This window comes from Myxosarcina sp. GI1 (assembly GCF_000756305.1).
Taxonomy (GTDB): Bacteria; Cyanobacteriota; Cyanobacteriia; order Cyanobacteriales; family Xenococcaceae; genus Myxosarcina.
In genome coordinates, this window is record NZ_JRFE01000058.1 from 64,338 (window position 1) to 79,588 (window position 15,251).

Here is a 15,251-nt window from a genome sequence, read left to right on the forward strand (position 1 = left end):
TTAAATTGAGTCTTGATTTGTCAGTTCGACATCAATACCGAATGTAGTTAAGAATTATTTACCTATGAATAAACCAGAATCGCGCATTTCTCAAGAACATACTGATGAAATCTTCGCTTTAGCTGCCGAACTTCAGGCTAAACACGAACAAACTTACTCCATAGCCGAACTCCAAAAGATTGGTGCAGAAGCTCATATCTCGCCTGAGTTTATCGATCGCGCAGTCAGACAGATTCAGCTAAAAAAAAGACGTGAAGCTGTTCGAGAAACCATTATCGACAACGTGTTGAATTTAGGCGCGTTAATGTTGATATTTGGTATGCTTACAGGCTTTGCTGGATTGCCCAACCATTGTTCTTCAACTGCACTTCAGCCAGAAAATTCTGAGGTATTGCCAAAAGGCTAGCGATCGCGCCTTTCTTTTGGCGTATTTAAAGTCTTTAGGAGATCGCATTGTATGTAGTTGACACTCCCACAGCTTAAGCAGTGGGATTCTTGATTCATCCCTGGATAGCTAGAGACAACAAATCTATTGTCTCCCCGCCAGTGCCAGATCCACAAGCAAACACCGTCTGCCCGACGGCTAAAATGTTTTTAGCTGCGTTAACATCTCTCAAATGAGTTGTACGGCAGCTATCGTTAGGACAAGTCCATTTACGAACTGAAAGCGTTAGTTTATCTAGGATATAGCCACAACTGCTACATCGCTTAGAAGATGGAAACCATCTATCTATTGCTCCCAATTCTCGGTCGTGCCATTTGCATTTGTATTGGAATTGGCGTAATGCCTCACCCCATCCACAATCTGCAATAGCTTTTGATAGCTTACGGTTAGCCATCATATTTTTTACAGCTAACGTCTCAGTATAGATAGCTTGGTTTTCACGTACTAACTGAGTCGTTAATTTGTGCAAAAAGTCTCTACGGCAATCGGCTATTTTCGCGTGAAGACGAGCTACTTTTAGTCTTACCTTATATCGGTTGCTTGAACCTTTCTTTTTCTTGGCTAGTCTACGTTGTAGAGTTTTCAGTCTAGCTTGGTATTTCTGGTAGTGCTTTGGATTGCTAGAAGCAAATCCTGTACTAGTTACCATCACATCTAGTACACCTAGATCGACACCGATTTTACCTTCTGTAGCTTGCCACTGCTCTAATTCCTCTTCAACCAAGAAAGAAACGAAGTACCTATTACTTGGATCTTTAGAGATAGTAACTGACTTTGGTTGACCCTCAAAATGTCTACTCCATCTAATTTTCAATGGTTGAGACATCTTAGCCAAAGTTAGCTTGCCATCAATCCATTTGAAAGCGTTCGGTGCGTAATGTGCCGACTGTCTACCGTTTTTCTTCTTAAACCTAGGATATTTGTTTCTACCAGCAAAGAAGTTAATGAACGCTGTATTCAAATGTCTTAGCCCTTGTTGTAGTGGTACGGCTGATACTTGCTTGAGCCAAGGTTTTTCGGGGTCTTTCTTTAGCTTAGTCAGAGCGTTTGAGGTGTCGGTATAGCTAAGTGAAACTCCCGCCTGGTAGTAGCTATTAGTTCTCAATGCTAATGCCCAATTGTAGACGTATCTGGTGCAGCCGAACGTTTGCGCTAGCTCTAATCGTTGAGCCGAAGTCGGATAGAATCTAAATTTAAACCCTCGAAGCTGTTTCATGATATGTTTTTACCACAAACACGGCTTCGCTGTAAATCAAGTTTAGCTACTGCCTCAATTTTCATCCCACGCATAAATGACGTGGGTTTACATTTTTCTATAAATATTTTAATGTTGAAGATCGATCTATTTCGTTGGCTCAATACACCAGAACTAAATGTTGCTATTTTCTCTTTCTTGCTAAACTTCTTTTGGGAAATTCGGCAAATGCCCTATTTTCAAGTTTCATCTGAATTTAGCTACATAGACATAATCAACAACTGTACCCTAGCTACTTTTGGCGATGCAGGAATTTCAGTAACGGCTTTTGTTACGGTAGCAGCTATAGCTAAGTCGCGTCGCTGGATTTTCCGACCTAACTGGTGGCAAGTTGCTATTTTTATCTCGGTAGGAATTATTATTACGATAATTTTTGAAGCTCTGGCTACAGGAGTTTTAAATAGATGGCAGTATGGCGAAGCTATGCCGACACTAACAGTTTTGGGTACGGGCTTATTACCCGTACTTCAGTGGTTAATAATTCCACCGTTAATTATTTGGTTTGTAAAAAGACAACTTTCATCGATCAAGCCTAAATAATTAAATTGAGTTCGTGCGAGTCCATTCTTAGCATTTTCAGGCAGATGTTTCTGAGATTGTTAACCCTCAAATTATTGGCGTGGCAGTTAAGCTTACTTTTACCGCTAAGTCTGAAATACAGACTAGAAGAGCAAAAAGTCTTGAGGTAGTTTTGAAGGTATAGTGAAAAAAATTGGGTGAGTGGAGGTCAAAAAATGTTGGAATGGGGAACGAAAAATTTTGCCAGTTGTCAATTGGGAGACGAGCGCTTAAACAACCGAGCCTTCTCGATTGGAAAAGCTTTGAGTCAAGGATTTGGAAAAGCCTTCTCAGAAGTATTTTCTGGAGCCAAAGAGTTGAAAAAGTCCTATGAATTTTTGCTAACTCGAAGACCGATTTTGACAAGATAATCGAGCCGCACTGTCAGATGACAACTGCCGCCGTGGAAGAATATGATCTGGTCTTATCGGTAGGAGATACGACCTTTTTGGATTATCGCAGCATTAAGGCGAAAAGGGAAGGCTATGGTCCCACAGGGAATGGTGGCAATGGTCTAATTTTGCATAGTGCTTTGGCGATTGAACCAGAACAAGGACAAACTTTGGGGTTACTGTGGCAAAAACTGTGGAATCGAGAACACAAGCCCAAACCTCCCCAAGATGAAACTCCCCAACAAAAAAAGCAACGGCAAGCCGAAAACCGAAAAAAGGCCCGTCAAAGACCCTTTGTCGAGAAAGAATCTTACAAATGGGTCGAAGCTCTCTGTGTGGTGGACAAGCAAGTAGAAGCCAACACCAGAGTGATTCATATCTTCGACCGAGAAGGAGATGTGGCCGAAGTTTTTGACCAAGTGCGTCAACTGAAACACACAGGAGTTGTAGTCAGAGCTGCCCATAATCGCAGTTTAGACCAAAACAGCGAACGGCTCTGGTCTAAGATGGAAACCGAACCCATTCGTTTTGAACAAGAAATCGAGATACCTGCCACGGCTAAGCGTAAAGCGCGAAGAGCCAAACTAGCCGTAAGATTTAGGGAGGTCAACTTGCGAACTCCTTATCGCTTTGAGAATCGTGACCCTTTAAAAGTTTATGCTGTCTATGCCACAGAAATCGGTTGTCCCGAAGGGGAAACCCCTCTATCCTGGATGCTGCTGACGACAGAAGTGGTGGAAGATGCCTTCATGGCTGCGACTATTTTACGCTGGTACACTTACCGTTGGCGAGTTGAAGACTATCATAAAATTTTGAAGTCTGGGTGTCAGAGCGAGCGATATCGACTGGCTGCTGTAGGCATGAAGACTTTACTCGGCTTTTTGAGTGTCATCGCTGTTGAACTTTTACAAGTTACTTATCTCCATCGAACTCAACCCGATGCTCCCGCGATCGCCATCCTCAATTCCGTTCAGCTTGAAGTCTTAAAAGTCAAGGCCAGACAAAAACTCCCTCCTCTCTTAACCATTGCTTGGGCAGTAGAGGCTGTTGCTTATCTGGGGGGCTATCTCGAACATCGTCGTAAGACGAACATTGGCATCCAAGTTCTCTGGCGTGGTTGGTTAAAATTACACGACCTTTGTGAGGGCTGGGAGCTTGCCCGAAACACTTAACGGGAAAAGTAAGGGCAGTTAAGAAGGCGTAATTGTAGTAAAACCAGGCTGTGCAATTTGTTTACCGAACTAGTCGATAGATTCAATTAACCCACAGATCTTACCCCGAAAAATTTCTTCAGATGTAGGAGTAGAGCTATCCGATAACAATCTATCTATTTCTTCATAACGACTGGCTAATTCTCGACGTAAAGACACCATTTCTTCAATTTTGTGGTCTAAATCGTCGAGATGTTGCTTAACCATTATTTTGAGACTGGCACAAGGGGGTGTTCCCTTAGTTCTAATGGTAATTAGCTGTTTAATTTCATCCAAAGACAGTCCGAATCTTTTGGCTTTTTGAATGAAGCGCAAGCGTTCTTCATTTTCTTCACTATAGATACGGTATCCTGACTCAGTTCGCTTTGAAGGTTCGAGTAATCTCAAGCGTTCGTAATAGCGGATTGTATGAGCCGATACCCCGACGCGATCGCTCAATTCACCAATTAACCAGCCTTTTCTTTCTGTCATCTTCTCCTATCCTTGCCCGATACCAGCAGCTACGAGCATCTCGCGAGATACGGGCTGTTGAGAGGAACAACATTCTGCTAATTTACCATCCACTACTACCGCAGGTACGCGATAAATTCCATATTGCGTTCTTTTCTCTTTTCCTGCTGCGTTTTCTTGATGGAGATCGTAAATTTTTACTTCACAGTTAGAGCAAGCTAACTCTTTTACCAACTTGACTGTTTCATCGCATAAAGGACAGCCAGCTATAAAAACTTCTACTAATTGTTTTGTCATTTCTTCCTCTTCAATATTATCGTTCTAGACTTAGCCTAAACCTTAGAGTCAACTCTAATGTCAAGAGGAAATATAGATTTTGCATTCAATTTCTCAGACTCTTCTATCAGTTGGGGTGACAAATATACTTTGATACTGATAATGAATACGAGCAAATTGAATAGTGAGTTTGGTTTGAATAGAGTAAACCGCGATCGCTCTAATCAGCCAAAAGCATTGACAACTCTATAAAACGATTCAATCTACATACCAAGAGAGATAGGCAATCGATATTTTTAAAATAGACTGAATACTAAAAATATATTTAAGAAATATTTAATATGGAGGCACTAGCTAGGTTTGGTTATATTACTAGAGGTTTTGTTTACGCTTTAATTGGTATCTTGACACTATTTGCAGCGTTTGGCATTGGTGGTAAAACCACGGGGACTAACGGTGCGTTACAAACGATTGCCAGACAACCTTTCGGACGAATACTACTTGCTTTGTTTGTTGTAGGATTACTAGGATACGTTTTCTGGCGATTCGTTCAAGCAATAAAAGACCCTGGCAATAAAGGGATCGACTGTAAGGGTTCGATTTTGCGTTTGGGTTACGGAGCGAGCGGTTTATTTTATTTGGGCATAGCTTATAATGCTGCATCATTACTATTAGGCGATGGTAGCAGTAGCGATACTAAAACCAAAAAAGATTGGACGGCAATGTTGATGCAGCAGCCTTTTGGGAGATGGTTAGTGGGTTTGGTTGGCGCGATCGTTATCGGTGTTGGTTTCTATAAAGTTTATCTTGCTTACAAAGTGAAGTTTCATAAAAAGCACAATTTAGATAAGCTTGGAGCTATACAGAAGAAGACGTTAGTTCATATCAGTCGCTTTGGTATAGCATCCAGGGGTGTTGTCTTCGTAATGACGGGATTTTTTATAGCTGACGCTGCCAAAAATTACAATCCGCAAGAAGTAAAAGGATTAGACGGTGCTTTATTAACTTTAGCCCGACAGCCCTACGGCAAGGTTCTATTGACTATAGCAGCATTGGGACTCATCGCTTTTGCCGTGTGTTCGCTATTAAAAGTTCGCTATCGTCAGATCGAGATAAATTGATAATCATTAATCATTTTCTAGTCTGGGTAATTTAACGATAAATGCACTTCCCTCGCCCAGTTTGCTTATCACTTCAATACTACCTTTATGAGCCTGGACAATTGCCATAGCGATCGCTAACCCCAGTCCCGAACCACCAGTTTGTCTAGAGCGATCGCTGTTTACCCGATAGAAGCGGTTGAAAATACGTTTCTGTTCTGGTTTAGCAATGCCAATTCCCGTATCGCGAACTTCGATCGCGGCTTCGCTGCGAGTCGCTTTGAGCATAATCGTTACTGTTCCCTCTGCGGGAGTATAGTTGATGGCGTTGATTACTAAATTAGATACCATTCGATACAGTTGTTCGGAATTGCCGACCACTTCTAATGGTTGGGCTACTTCATTTTGTAATCGCAGTTGTAAATTGTTAGCGATCGCCAAAGCTGCAAATTCTTCGGCTATATCGTTGACCAAATCGTTGAGGACTACCAATTCATCTAAGGCAAAGGTATTCCAACCAGACAACTGACGATCTAAACGACTCAGGATCATTAAATCTGATACGATCTTTGATAGTCTTTGGTTCTGACGGGATATGGTTTCCAAAGTGCTTCTAGTGCTAATTTCATTTAAAGTAGGTCTCATCAAAGTAGACTCTACCGTCGCTCTAATTGCAGCCAAAGGAGTCCTCAGTTCGTGGGCAGCATCGGCGGTAAACTGCTGTATTTGACGGTAAGAAAGATAGATAGGCATCATCGCTTTGCCCACCAGCCACCACGCTCCGATGCCAATTAGAGTTGCAGCGAAGGGAAACCCCAAAATCAAGACTCGGCGGACAATACCTAAATATTCTCTCATCTCTTCCACCGAACGTCCTACTTGGAGATATCCCCAAACTTCTTGGTCTTTGGTATGTAGCTCTAGGGAAGTTTGACGGTAGGGATAGCCATCATCATCGAGTAGATCTAACCATTGGGAATTACTCGAATCTATAGGTAAAGACTTGATTCTTTTCCCCGCTATGGCTATCGGCTCACCTTCCTTATCTAACAAGCGTACGTAGTATTCGACCTTGTAGATTACCTCTACTGGTAATAGTTCAAAACCGTCTGTTTCGTAACAGCGATCGCTGTAGGGGCAGAGGTCTGGCAATAGATCGATCGCGCTCAAATTTAGTTCGCCTGGTATGTCGAGGACATTGGAAAATCCATTGTGAATCGTGTTGGCGGTAGAAGTCAATTCGCGGTCGAGATGCAGCTGATGGGCGCGAGTCAAAGTGCGATCGAGACTAATTTCACAAATAATTATAATCGATATCATTACGACTACAAACCAGGTCGCCAATTGACGACGAGTTTGTTGGAAAAGCCGATTTCTCTTCATCTTTTGTCTGAGTCTGTAGCTGATGGAAAATCTAAATGGGGATTGGCACTAAAACGATAACCCAATCCGTATACAGTTTCTACGGGGTCGGCACAGCCACATTCTGCTAGCTTGCGTCTTAACAATCTTACCTGAGCAGCAACCACATTGCTCATGGTTTCGGCGTTCCAGTCCCAAAGCTGAGCTAAAATTTGGTCGCGGGAAATAATGCGGTCGGGATGGCGCATAAAATATTCTAGTAGTTGAAATTCTTTGGTAGTTAAAGTAACTGTTTGCAAACAGCGATCGGCATCGCAGACACAAACACAGTTATTGTTGTAGTCGAGGGACAGACAACCCAAGGTTAGCTCTGGTGGAGCGAGTTCTGGCGATCGCCTTTGCAATGCCCGTATTACCGCCAGCAATTCTTCCATTCCAAACGGTTTGACTAAATAATAATCCGCACCAGTATCCAATCCCGTTACTTTGTCTTCGATCTCGCTTCTGGCAGTCAACATCAATACTGGCAAGGGACTTTGCTGTCTTCTTAATCTTTTGAGGAGGTCAATACCTGATAACCCTGGCAACATCCAATCAAAAATTGCTACGTGATATTCAATGTTTTTAGTTGTCAGATAGTTCCAGGCTTCGTCGCCATTTAAAACCCAATCGACCGTATAATTGTGTTGGTTTAAAGTATCCTTCAAGGCTGCTCCCAAATCTGGTTCGTCCTCAACTAAAAGTATTCGCATCTTATATTTACCCTTTTGTCTGAATTATTGCCGTGCTAAAAACTATTTATAAAAAGTTTTGATTAGGAGATTTTAAAAATGGTGCGGTGCAAATTTTCTTGGCTCGAATACTGTCTGTCAAAAATAAGCCCTGAGTTTTTCTGGTTTGAATTAATATCTTGAGGCATCAAAACATTAATAATTTGCTAATTCATAGGTATAGAAGATCGATAGTCGTTTCCATCGGTGTTGCTTTACTTTTTTAACTAAAATAAATAACTAAAAGATATATGCCTACAATAAAGTCGTATATCGCGCAGAAAGAAGGATACCAAAGATTTATTTCAGTCTTAACCACTTTCCAATGGTGCAGACAGTCCCACACGGCATGGAGCAAAAAACCTATTCCCAAAATTTTGAGGTGAATAAATCGTACCGACGATGGCAATGCTGCCGAAAAACAAGCCCGATATCGCTTCTAAGATTACTGCATTGTTGCTTCCTTCAACCAAACCGAAACCAACATATATAGCACCAGCAACAGCCAAGACAACACCACTATGGACGGCTACCGCAGCTTTGGGTATATATGTCAGATAAATTACAGAACACACCCCCAAAATTAGTGCTGCTGATAAAGCACGTATATACGATAACGAAGATGATGTCTCGATAGATTGCTGCTTCATAATTATTGAGTCTAGCGCGATCGGCAGCTTTCAATATCTACCTAAAGTTCTAACAAATGCAGATAAAAGTAAAATTATCTAAAACTATCTTTGTTATTGCTTAACAGCAAACAAAATATTGATAGATAACAATTTTAATACGGTAAATATCTATATTATAGTCGCTTCAAGCAGCTTTTATTCTCAAAAACATCTTTATTGTCATGCACCTGGGTCAATTTTAAATTAACAATTAATTTACATAGTACATAAAAATGAAATCACCATGAAATTGCTTTCTTCCTTTAGTTATAAATTCCGTTTCAGCCAGAAGAAAGATGTCGTCATTGTTGCAACCTTATAGTTTAGGAATTGCAGAGCAATCTGCACAAAAAACAATTGGAAAGATTTAATTATGACAGCTACATCAACTCAATCCTCTAACTTAGATTCTTGTATTCAAGCTTGTCTGGATTGTCTTAAAGACTGTGAAAACTGCGCTACCGCCTGTCTTAATAGCGACATGGTGCAGATGATGTCCAAGTGTATCGAATTATGCCGTGACTGTTCTGATACTTGCGACCTTTGCGCTCGTCTGATGATGCGTTCCTCTGGTATTCACGCTCAAATGTGTAGTGTCTGCGCTGAAGCTTGCGAACGTTGTGCTGAAGAGTGTGGTAGTCACGATAGCGACCACTGTAAACGCTGTGCTGAATCTTGTCGTCGCTGTGCTGAATCCTGCCGTCAAATGGCGACAGCGTAGTAACGCCAGGTGCTGCATTTCTTTGTATGCGAGCAGCAGGTAGTAGATAAGACGTAATAGTTAAAATGATTCCCAGCATTAGCATTAGTGTTACCTCGTTCTACTCTCCGTAAGTCTCGAAAATCTTATTTAGAATGCAACCTCGTATTTGCAAGTACATACTGGCAATCTGGAAAAAACTCTTTTATTGCCAGTAAACAATGTTTCCAATTGCAGATTCCAAACTTATAGATCGGATTTAAAATCTATCTGGTTTGGATATATACAAATTAAATAAAATAACACCAGTATGAACAGCGCGACTTTAGAAAAAGTTAGAGTATATCGAATGTCTACCCCAGAACACGAATGTCCTTGGGGGTTGAAAGCGGTCAATTTGCTTGATGAAAAAGGCATCGAGTTTGAAGACCACAAACTAAAATCAAAAGAAGAAACCGAAGCTTTTAAAGCCAAACATAACGTTCAAACCACGCCTCAGATCTTTTTTGGAGACGAAAGAGTTGGCGGATATACCGATTTAGCAGAAAAACTAGATGTAGAAGCTGAAGGGGCAGAATACTCCTACACTCCTGTAATTGCCGTTTTTTCCAGTGCAGGACTGATGGCTTTGGCTACTGCGATGGGACTGACTGGGTTTATGGGCTTTTCCCTATCTTTGCTGGCTACCCTTAAGCTAATGGATGTTGAATCTTTTGCCGAGAGTTTTGAGAAATATGACCTGATAACCCAGAAAGTTAAACCTTACGCCAAAATATATCCTTTTGCGGAATTGGCGATCGCTCTAGGATTTCTCTCTGGGGTTGCTCCAATAGCTACTGGTATCACCTCTCTATTTATCGGTGTTAGTGGTGGAATATCGGTGATTAAAGCCGTATATATTGATAAATTGGCTCTCAACTGTGCTTGTGTCGGCGGTAATTCTAAAGCCCCCTTGGGTATTGTCAGCTTTACCGAAAATGCGATTATGGCGGTTATGGGTGGAGTACTGCTTTTCAATGCTTTTACAGGAGAAGCGGAAACCACCAAAATTAAAGAAGCCGAACCCGCTGCGATCGTTCGCTTACAAGAGGCAGCTAAATAGACAAATACTAATTAGCTTCTAATTGTCTTGACTCTCTAGTACGCTAGAGAGTTTATACTCTAAATAGCGATAAGAAGAAATTGCAAAACAACTATGAGTGAAATAGCTTACCTAAAAATTGGCGAACTAGCCAAACAAACCGATCTAGCAGTAGGAACTTTACGTTACTATAGCGATCTTGGGCTTTTAGTTCCCGTACATAGGGGAGATAATGGCTATCGTTACTATAGTCAGAACGCAGGTTCGCAGGTGCAATTTATCAAGAAAGCTCAAGCTTTAGGATTTACCTTGGAAGAGATTAAGCAAATACTAAACGTGCGCGATCGCGGGGAACAGCCTTGCGATTTGGTACAGGGCTTATTAAATGACAAGATCGAACAACTGGAAATTCAGATTAAACGGATGAGTTTGTTTAAAAAGGAGTTAGAAGAATATCGCTCTAGCTGGATAGATAACCCCGCGCTCGAACCAAACTCTGAAGAGGTTTGTCCTCTAATTTCGAGTGTATCTATAAATAGTTTATGAATATCGGAAACAGTTTTAGCAAAAAAAGTAGATAACGATGTCATTTGCTCGTATTAGATATTTTCTCTTCTTGCTGAGTATTTTCATAACTACGGGCAGCATGACAGCTCTAGCTCAACATCCGCAGGATAACCATTATAATGATTTAAACTCGCCTTACGCAGAACAGTTAAATTCCCCTGTACGGGGTTTGAATGCTGAAGAGGTTGACAATCTCCTGGAGGGTAAAGGTGCTGGCTACGCACGTATGGCTGAACTGAATAGCTATCCAGGTCCTCGTCATGTCTTAGACTTGCGATCGCAGCTAAATCTTTCTGCTACACAGATAGAAAAAATTCAAAAAGCCTTTAACCAAATGCAGTCTGAGGCAAAAAGTCTCGGTCAAACTATAGTCGCTAAAGAACAAGAACTCAGCGAAGCTTTTACTACGAAAAAAATTACTAATGTCCAACTCCATAATAAAACTAATGAATTGGCACGACTCTATGGAAAATTAAGGTCAATCCATTTACAGGCACATTTGCAAATAACTCCACTTTTATCGGTAGAGCAAATCCGAAAATACGATCGAATTAGAGGTTATGAGCAAGATAACTAAGACCGAACAGTTATTTGATTTTACGCAGCAACATCGCGAAAATTAGGTTTTTTGGTTATTTCTGGCATTTGTATCTTTAAGAAAAATATAGACCTATTAGTATTGAAATTATTTGAGATAACTACATTATAAAATTTACTTTTCAACTAATTAATCTACCGTTGAATCATTTGAATATAAGCGAGAGTTTGTTGGTATCCAGCCATATTCCCTGAATCTAAGAATAGTTGGGCTGCCTGTTGTAAATCTTCTAAACCTTTTTGTTTTTCTCCTATTCGAGCGCGAACAAATCCCCGATTGCCGTAAGCCTCAGCTAAATTGGGATCGAGCTTAATAGCTTGGTTATAATCAGCGATCGCACCTTGAAGATTTCCTAATTCAGTACGCGCCTTACCTCGATTGTAATAGGCATCAACAAAGTTAGAGTCAAAATTCAAAGCTTGACCAAAGTTGTTGACGGCTCGCTTTAGATTACCTTGCTGTGCGAGAACGATACCTTTTCTATTCAAAGCATCAGCATGACGGGGAGCAACCTGTAATGCCAAATCGAATTGAGCGATCGCCCGTTCCAAATTTCCCAAGCCAAATTCTGCCATTCCCCGACTACAATAGGCTTCAATATAGTTAGGGTCGAGTTCGATAACGCGATCTAGATCGGCAATTGCCGATTGATAATCACCACGATTGATTTTTTCCGTACCGCGCTCGAACAGGCTTTCAACATTCATGCGCTCGGTAGAAACTGCCGATTGCTGTTGGGTAGAAGCAATGGCTAAAGCTGGTCTGACAAAAACCGACAATCCGCCAACAGTTAATGTCATCCCTAATAAAATGCCTAATATCTTCATCAGTTTCATGGCTGGATCGTTCTTGTTGTAACTCAAAACAAAAACATTCACCTCTCAATACCATTCTAGTAAATGAAACTAGAATCAAATCGCAAGTATTTATTCAATAAGCTCTTGCCTCAAATATCTTGACGTTTTTACGTGGTTTCTCAGCTCAATTATGAGATAAATATGAAAGAAAAGTGATATGATTATGAAATCAGATTGGCTTGTTTTTCTATGGCGGAAATTTATTTAAGGCGTGGCATTATCTTATTCATTAGCTTAACGCTAGGGATGTGGCTCACTGGCTGTAGTAGTACTGGGGGAACTTCGTCAACAACTACATCAAACGATACAGATGTGGCTGACGTTGCTGCCGACTCATCAACAGACACCAAAGGCAAAAAGAAAGTTCTCACTACTTTTACTATTTTGGCGGATATGGCTCAAAATGTGGCAGGTGACAAGCTAGAAGTAAAGTCTATTACTCGCATTGGTGCAGAAATTCACGGTTACGAACCTACACCAAGCGACATAGTAAAAGCTCAAGATGCCGACTTGATTCTTTATAACGGTATGAATTTAGAGCGTTGGTTTGAACAGTTTTTAGGTAATGTGAAAGATGTCCCCTCGGTGTTATTGACAGAGGGAATTGAGGCGATTCCAATTTCTGAAGGACCTTATGCCAGCAAACCCAATCCTCATGCCTGGATGTCGCCTCTTAATGCACTAGTTTATGTAGAAAATATTCGTCAAGCTTTTGTAGAACTAGACCCAGAAAACGCGGATACCTATAACGCTAACGCATCCGCATACAGCGAACAATTAAAAGCAATTGATGAAAAACTACAGGCAGACTTGAAGCAAGTACCCGAAAAGCAACGCTATTTAGTAAGTTGCGAAGGGGCATTCTCATATCTCGCTCGCGACTATGACATGAAAGAAATCTATATGTGGTCGATTAATGCCGAACAACAGTTTACTCCCAAGCAGATACAGAGGGTAATTGAGCAAGTAAAAACCAACGATGTGCCAACTATTTTCTGTGAAAGCACCGTTAGCAATGAAGGACAAAAGCAAGTTGCTAAGACAACAGGGGCAAGATTTGGAGGCAACCTTTATGTAGATTCTCTTTCGACGGAACAAGAACCAGTTCCCACCTTTATAGATTTACTCGAATATGATGCCCGCACTATTACTAATGGTTTGCTAGGGGGCAGTAAAAGTCAGTAATTTTTCATTCTATAAGTCTTGAGTAACATAACTAGGAAAAAAGCATTATGCAATCTGCAACTCAAACACTCGATATCAGCGTCAATAACCTCAGCGTTACCTACAGCAATGCTCGACTCGCTCTCTATAATGCTAACTGCATTGTCGAACCAGGGACGATTACTGGTTTAGTTGGACCAAATGGTGGTGGCAAGTCTACTTTGTTTAAGTCAATTATGGGTTTTTTAAAACCGAGACAAGGGCAAATCCTTATTGGTGGTATTTCGGTACAAAAAGCTCAAAAACGTCAGCTAATGGCGTATGTACCTCAGTCGGACGAAGTAGACTGGAATTTTCCCGTCAGCGTATTTGACGTGGTAATGATGGGTCGCTACGGCTATATGAACCTGCTGCGGATTCCGAGTGCTAAAGATCGTCGGTTAGTAATGGCAAGTTTGGAGCGGGTGGGTATGATTGATTTTCGCCATCATCAAATTGGCGAACTGTCTGGAGGTCAGAAAAAACGGGCATTTTTAGCAAGAGCCTTAGCTCAAGAAGGCAAGGTGATTTTACTCGATGAGCCTTTTACGGGTGTGGATGTTAAGACCGAAAAGCGCATCATCGATCTGCTGATCCAGCTACGGTCAGAAGGACACACCATTTTGGTATCCACCCACGATCTAGCTTCGATTTCCACGTTTTGCGATCGCACTATCCTCCTCAACCAAACAATTCTAGCTGCTGGAACGACAGAAGAAACTTTTACCGAAGAAAACTTAGCCATGACCTTCGGTGGTTTACCAGTTACCAGCTTACGTCAAATGTTCCAGACATCTGAGGTGGATAGATGAGTAATCTAATTGCCAATATTCCCCTGGTAGACTGGCTGATCGAACCCTTACAGTATGGATTTTTAGTTCAGGCAATCTGGGTTAGTGCCTTTGTCGGTTTAGTCTGTGCGGTGCTTTCTTGTTACATTACCCTCAAGGGCTGGTCTTTGATGGGAGATGCGGTTTCTCATGCGGTTGTGCCTGGGGTAGTAGTAGCCTATGCCCTGAATATTCCCTTTGCTATTGGCGCATTTGTCTTTGGCTTTGGGGCAACCGTGGCAATTGGCTACATTAAATCAAAAACTCGTCTTAAAGAAGATGCCGTGATTGGCGTAGTATTTACAGGTTTTTTTGCCTTCGGTTTGGTGCTGGTAACAAAAATTCCCAGTAATATCGATCTGTTTCATATTTTGTTTGGCAATGTGTTGGGCATATCTCAACAGGACATCATTCAAACTTTGATTGCAGGTACAATTACTCTGGTGGTGATTTTAATACGCCGTAAAGACCTGCTGCTATTTTGTTTTGACCCCAATCACGCTAAAGCCATCGGTCTTAATACTCAATTTATGTATTATACTTTGCTTTCGGTGCTGGCTCTTACTATCGTAACTGCCCTTCAAACCGCAGGTATCATTTTAGTGATTGCCATGCTGGTAACTCCTGGAGCGACAGCTTACCTATTAACCGATCGCTTTGACCGTATGTTAATAATTTCTATTGTTACGAGTGTCTTCTCTTGTGTGGGTGGAACTTATCTTAGCTATCATTTCGATGTCTCTACAGGTGGCTCAATTGTGGTACTTCTGACAGTCTTGTTTATGATAACAATGGTATTTGCACCTAAATACGGAATTTTGGCTCAGAATTCTCATCAGCATCAAGAGCAAGCACTTCCGCGACCCCACTCGCCACATTAAATACCAATTTCGGGGCTTGCAGCAGCTAATCCTACAAAAGCTGC

General features: G+C 41.4%; 20 protein-coding genes. 12 read left to right on the plus strand and 8 right to left on the minus strand.

Annotated features, from left to right (window positions below):
* Window positions 1-64: 64 nt before the first annotated feature.
* Window positions 65-406, plus strand: a complete 342-nt coding sequence (locus tag KV40_RS29255) for a hypothetical protein (protein WP_052056068.1) — start codon at window positions 65-67, stop codon at window positions 404-406.
* Window positions 407-500: 94 nt separating this feature from the next.
* Here KV40_RS29255 and KV40_RS29260 read toward each other — a convergent pair whose 3' ends face one another.
* A complete protein-coding gene (locus tag KV40_RS29260) occupies window positions 501-1,661 on the minus strand; it encodes an RNA-guided endonuclease TnpB family protein (protein ID WP_036488725.1) in 1,161 nt (386 codons plus the stop codon).
* 111 nt (window positions 1,662-1,772) lie between these two features.
* Between KV40_RS29260 and KV40_RS29265 the strand changes: the two genes are divergently transcribed.
* The 3 genes from KV40_RS29265 to KV40_RS29275 all read left to right on the plus strand — a co-directional run bounded on the left by KV40_RS29265 (window position 1,773) and on the right by KV40_RS29275 (window position 3,822).
* Window positions 1,773-2,240, plus strand: a complete 468-nt coding sequence (locus KV40_RS29265; RefSeq protein ID WP_036488960.1) for a hypothetical protein — start codon at window positions 1,773-1,775, stop codon at window positions 2,238-2,240.
* Between the two features lie 194 nt (window positions 2,241-2,434).
* Window positions 2,435-2,629 carry a transposase DNA-binding-containing protein gene (locus tag KV40_RS35420; RefSeq protein WP_036488729.1) on the plus strand — a complete coding sequence of 65 codons (195 nt, stop codon included), beginning with the start codon at window positions 2,435-2,437 and terminating at the stop codon, window positions 2,627-2,629.
* Window positions 2,630-2,646: 17 nt separating this feature from the next.
* Window positions 2,647-3,822: an IS4 family transposase gene (locus tag KV40_RS29275; RefSeq protein WP_036488731.1), complete on the plus strand. Its 1,176-nt coding sequence runs from the start codon at window positions 2,647-2,649 to the stop codon at window positions 3,820-3,822.
* 69 nt (window positions 3,823-3,891) lie between these two features.
* On the opposite strand, the gene KV40_RS29280 is transcribed toward KV40_RS29275, so the two are convergent.
* Together KV40_RS29280 and KV40_RS29285 are read right to left on the minus strand one after the other, a co-directional pair.
* Window positions 3,892-4,332 carry a heavy metal-responsive transcriptional regulator gene (locus KV40_RS29280; RefSeq protein WP_036488733.1) on the minus strand — a complete coding sequence of 147 codons (441 nt, stop codon included), beginning with the start codon at window positions 4,330-4,332 and terminating at the stop codon, window positions 3,892-3,894.
* Between the two features lie 6 nt (window positions 4,333-4,338).
* On the minus strand, window positions 4,339-4,608 hold the full coding sequence (locus KV40_RS29285) for a thioredoxin family protein (protein WP_036488735.1): 270 nt from the start codon (window positions 4,606-4,608) through the stop codon (window positions 4,339-4,341).
* A gap of 320 nt (window positions 4,609-4,928) precedes the next feature.
* On the opposite strand from KV40_RS29285, the gene KV40_RS29290 reads away from it, so the two are divergent.
* Window positions 4,929-5,708, plus strand: coding sequence for a DUF1206 domain-containing protein (locus tag KV40_RS29290; RefSeq protein WP_052056069.1), 780 nt, complete (start codon window positions 4,929-4,931; stop codon window positions 5,706-5,708).
* Window positions 5,709-5,714: 6 nt separating this feature from the next.
* On the opposite strand, the gene rppB is transcribed toward KV40_RS29290, so the two are convergent.
* From rppB to KV40_RS29305, 4 genes are all read right to left on the minus strand, one after another.
* Window positions 5,715-7,070 (minus strand): two-component system sensor histidine kinase RppB, encoded by a 1,356-nt coding sequence (gene rppB, locus KV40_RS29295; protein ID WP_036488740.1) that lies wholly within the window; start codon window positions 7,068-7,070, stop codon window positions 5,715-5,717.
* The gene (rppA, locus tag KV40_RS29300; protein ID WP_036488743.1) at window positions 7,067-7,801 is read right to left on the minus strand and encodes a two-component system response regulator RppA; all 735 of its coding nucleotides are present in this window, start codon (window positions 7,799-7,801) and stop codon (window positions 7,067-7,069) included. The genes rppB and rppA overlap by 4 nt, the downstream gene beginning before the upstream one ends.
* A 241-nt stretch (window positions 7,802-8,042) precedes the next feature.
* A complete protein-coding gene (locus tag KV40_RS37500) occupies window positions 8,043-8,165 on the minus strand; it encodes a hypothetical protein (protein ID WP_371260853.1) in 123 nt (40 codons plus the stop codon).
* Window positions 8,131-8,469: a hypothetical protein gene (locus KV40_RS29305; protein WP_036488745.1), complete on the minus strand. Its 339-nt coding sequence runs from the start codon at window positions 8,467-8,469 to the stop codon at window positions 8,131-8,133. Before KV40_RS29305 ends, KV40_RS37500 begins: the two co-directional genes overlap by 35 nt.
* Before the next feature lie 394 nt (window positions 8,470-8,863).
* Here KV40_RS29305 and KV40_RS33860 point away from each other — a divergent pair, with 394 nt between their 5' ends.
* The 4 genes from KV40_RS33860 to KV40_RS29320 all read left to right on the plus strand — a co-directional run bounded on the left by KV40_RS33860 (window position 8,864) and on the right by KV40_RS29320 (window position 11,415).
* Window positions 8,864-9,211, plus strand: coding sequence for a four-helix bundle copper-binding protein (locus tag KV40_RS33860; protein WP_072013939.1), 348 nt, complete (start codon window positions 8,864-8,866; stop codon window positions 9,209-9,211).
* Between the two features lie 289 nt (window positions 9,212-9,500).
* Window positions 9,501-10,292: a glutaredoxin gene (locus KV40_RS29310; RefSeq protein ID WP_036488747.1), complete on the plus strand. Its 792-nt coding sequence runs from the start codon at window positions 9,501-9,503 to the stop codon at window positions 10,290-10,292.
* A 93-nt stretch (window positions 10,293-10,385) separates the two neighbouring features.
* Window positions 10,386-10,817 carry a heavy metal-responsive transcriptional regulator gene (locus KV40_RS29315; protein WP_036488749.1) on the plus strand — a complete coding sequence of 144 codons (432 nt, stop codon included), beginning with the start codon at window positions 10,386-10,388 and terminating at the stop codon, window positions 10,815-10,817.
* Window positions 10,818-10,917: 100 nt separating this feature from the next.
* Window positions 10,918-11,415, plus strand: a complete 498-nt coding sequence (locus tag KV40_RS29320; RefSeq protein ID WP_253274423.1) for a Spy/CpxP family protein refolding chaperone — start codon at window positions 10,918-10,920, stop codon at window positions 11,413-11,415.
* A gap of 155 nt (window positions 11,416-11,570) precedes the next feature.
* Here the strand turns inward: KV40_RS29320 and KV40_RS29325 are convergent, their stop codons facing one another.
* Window positions 11,571-12,299 carry a tetratricopeptide repeat protein gene (locus KV40_RS29325; RefSeq protein ID WP_253274424.1) on the minus strand — a complete coding sequence of 243 codons (729 nt, stop codon included), beginning with the start codon at window positions 12,297-12,299 and terminating at the stop codon, window positions 11,571-11,573.
* Between the two features lie 183 nt (window positions 12,300-12,482).
* Between KV40_RS29325 and KV40_RS29330 the strand changes: the two genes are divergently transcribed.
* The 3 genes from KV40_RS29330 to KV40_RS29340 are packed head-to-tail and all read left to right on the plus strand — an operon-like array spanning window position 12,483 to window position 15,207.
* On the plus strand, window positions 12,483-13,478 hold the full coding sequence (locus KV40_RS29330) for a metal ABC transporter substrate-binding protein (protein WP_036488752.1): 996 nt from the start codon (window positions 12,483-12,485) through the stop codon (window positions 13,476-13,478).
* Between the two features lie 47 nt (window positions 13,479-13,525).
* Window positions 13,526-14,308, plus strand: a complete 783-nt coding sequence (locus tag KV40_RS29335) for a metal ABC transporter ATP-binding protein (protein WP_036488753.1) — start codon at window positions 13,526-13,528, stop codon at window positions 14,306-14,308.
* The gene (locus KV40_RS29340) at window positions 14,305-15,207 is read left to right on the plus strand and encodes a metal ABC transporter permease (protein ID WP_036488754.1); all 903 of its coding nucleotides are present in this window, start codon (window positions 14,305-14,307) and stop codon (window positions 15,205-15,207) included. Before KV40_RS29335 ends, KV40_RS29340 begins: the two co-directional genes overlap by 4 nt.
* Window positions 15,208-15,251: the final 44 nt, after the last annotated feature.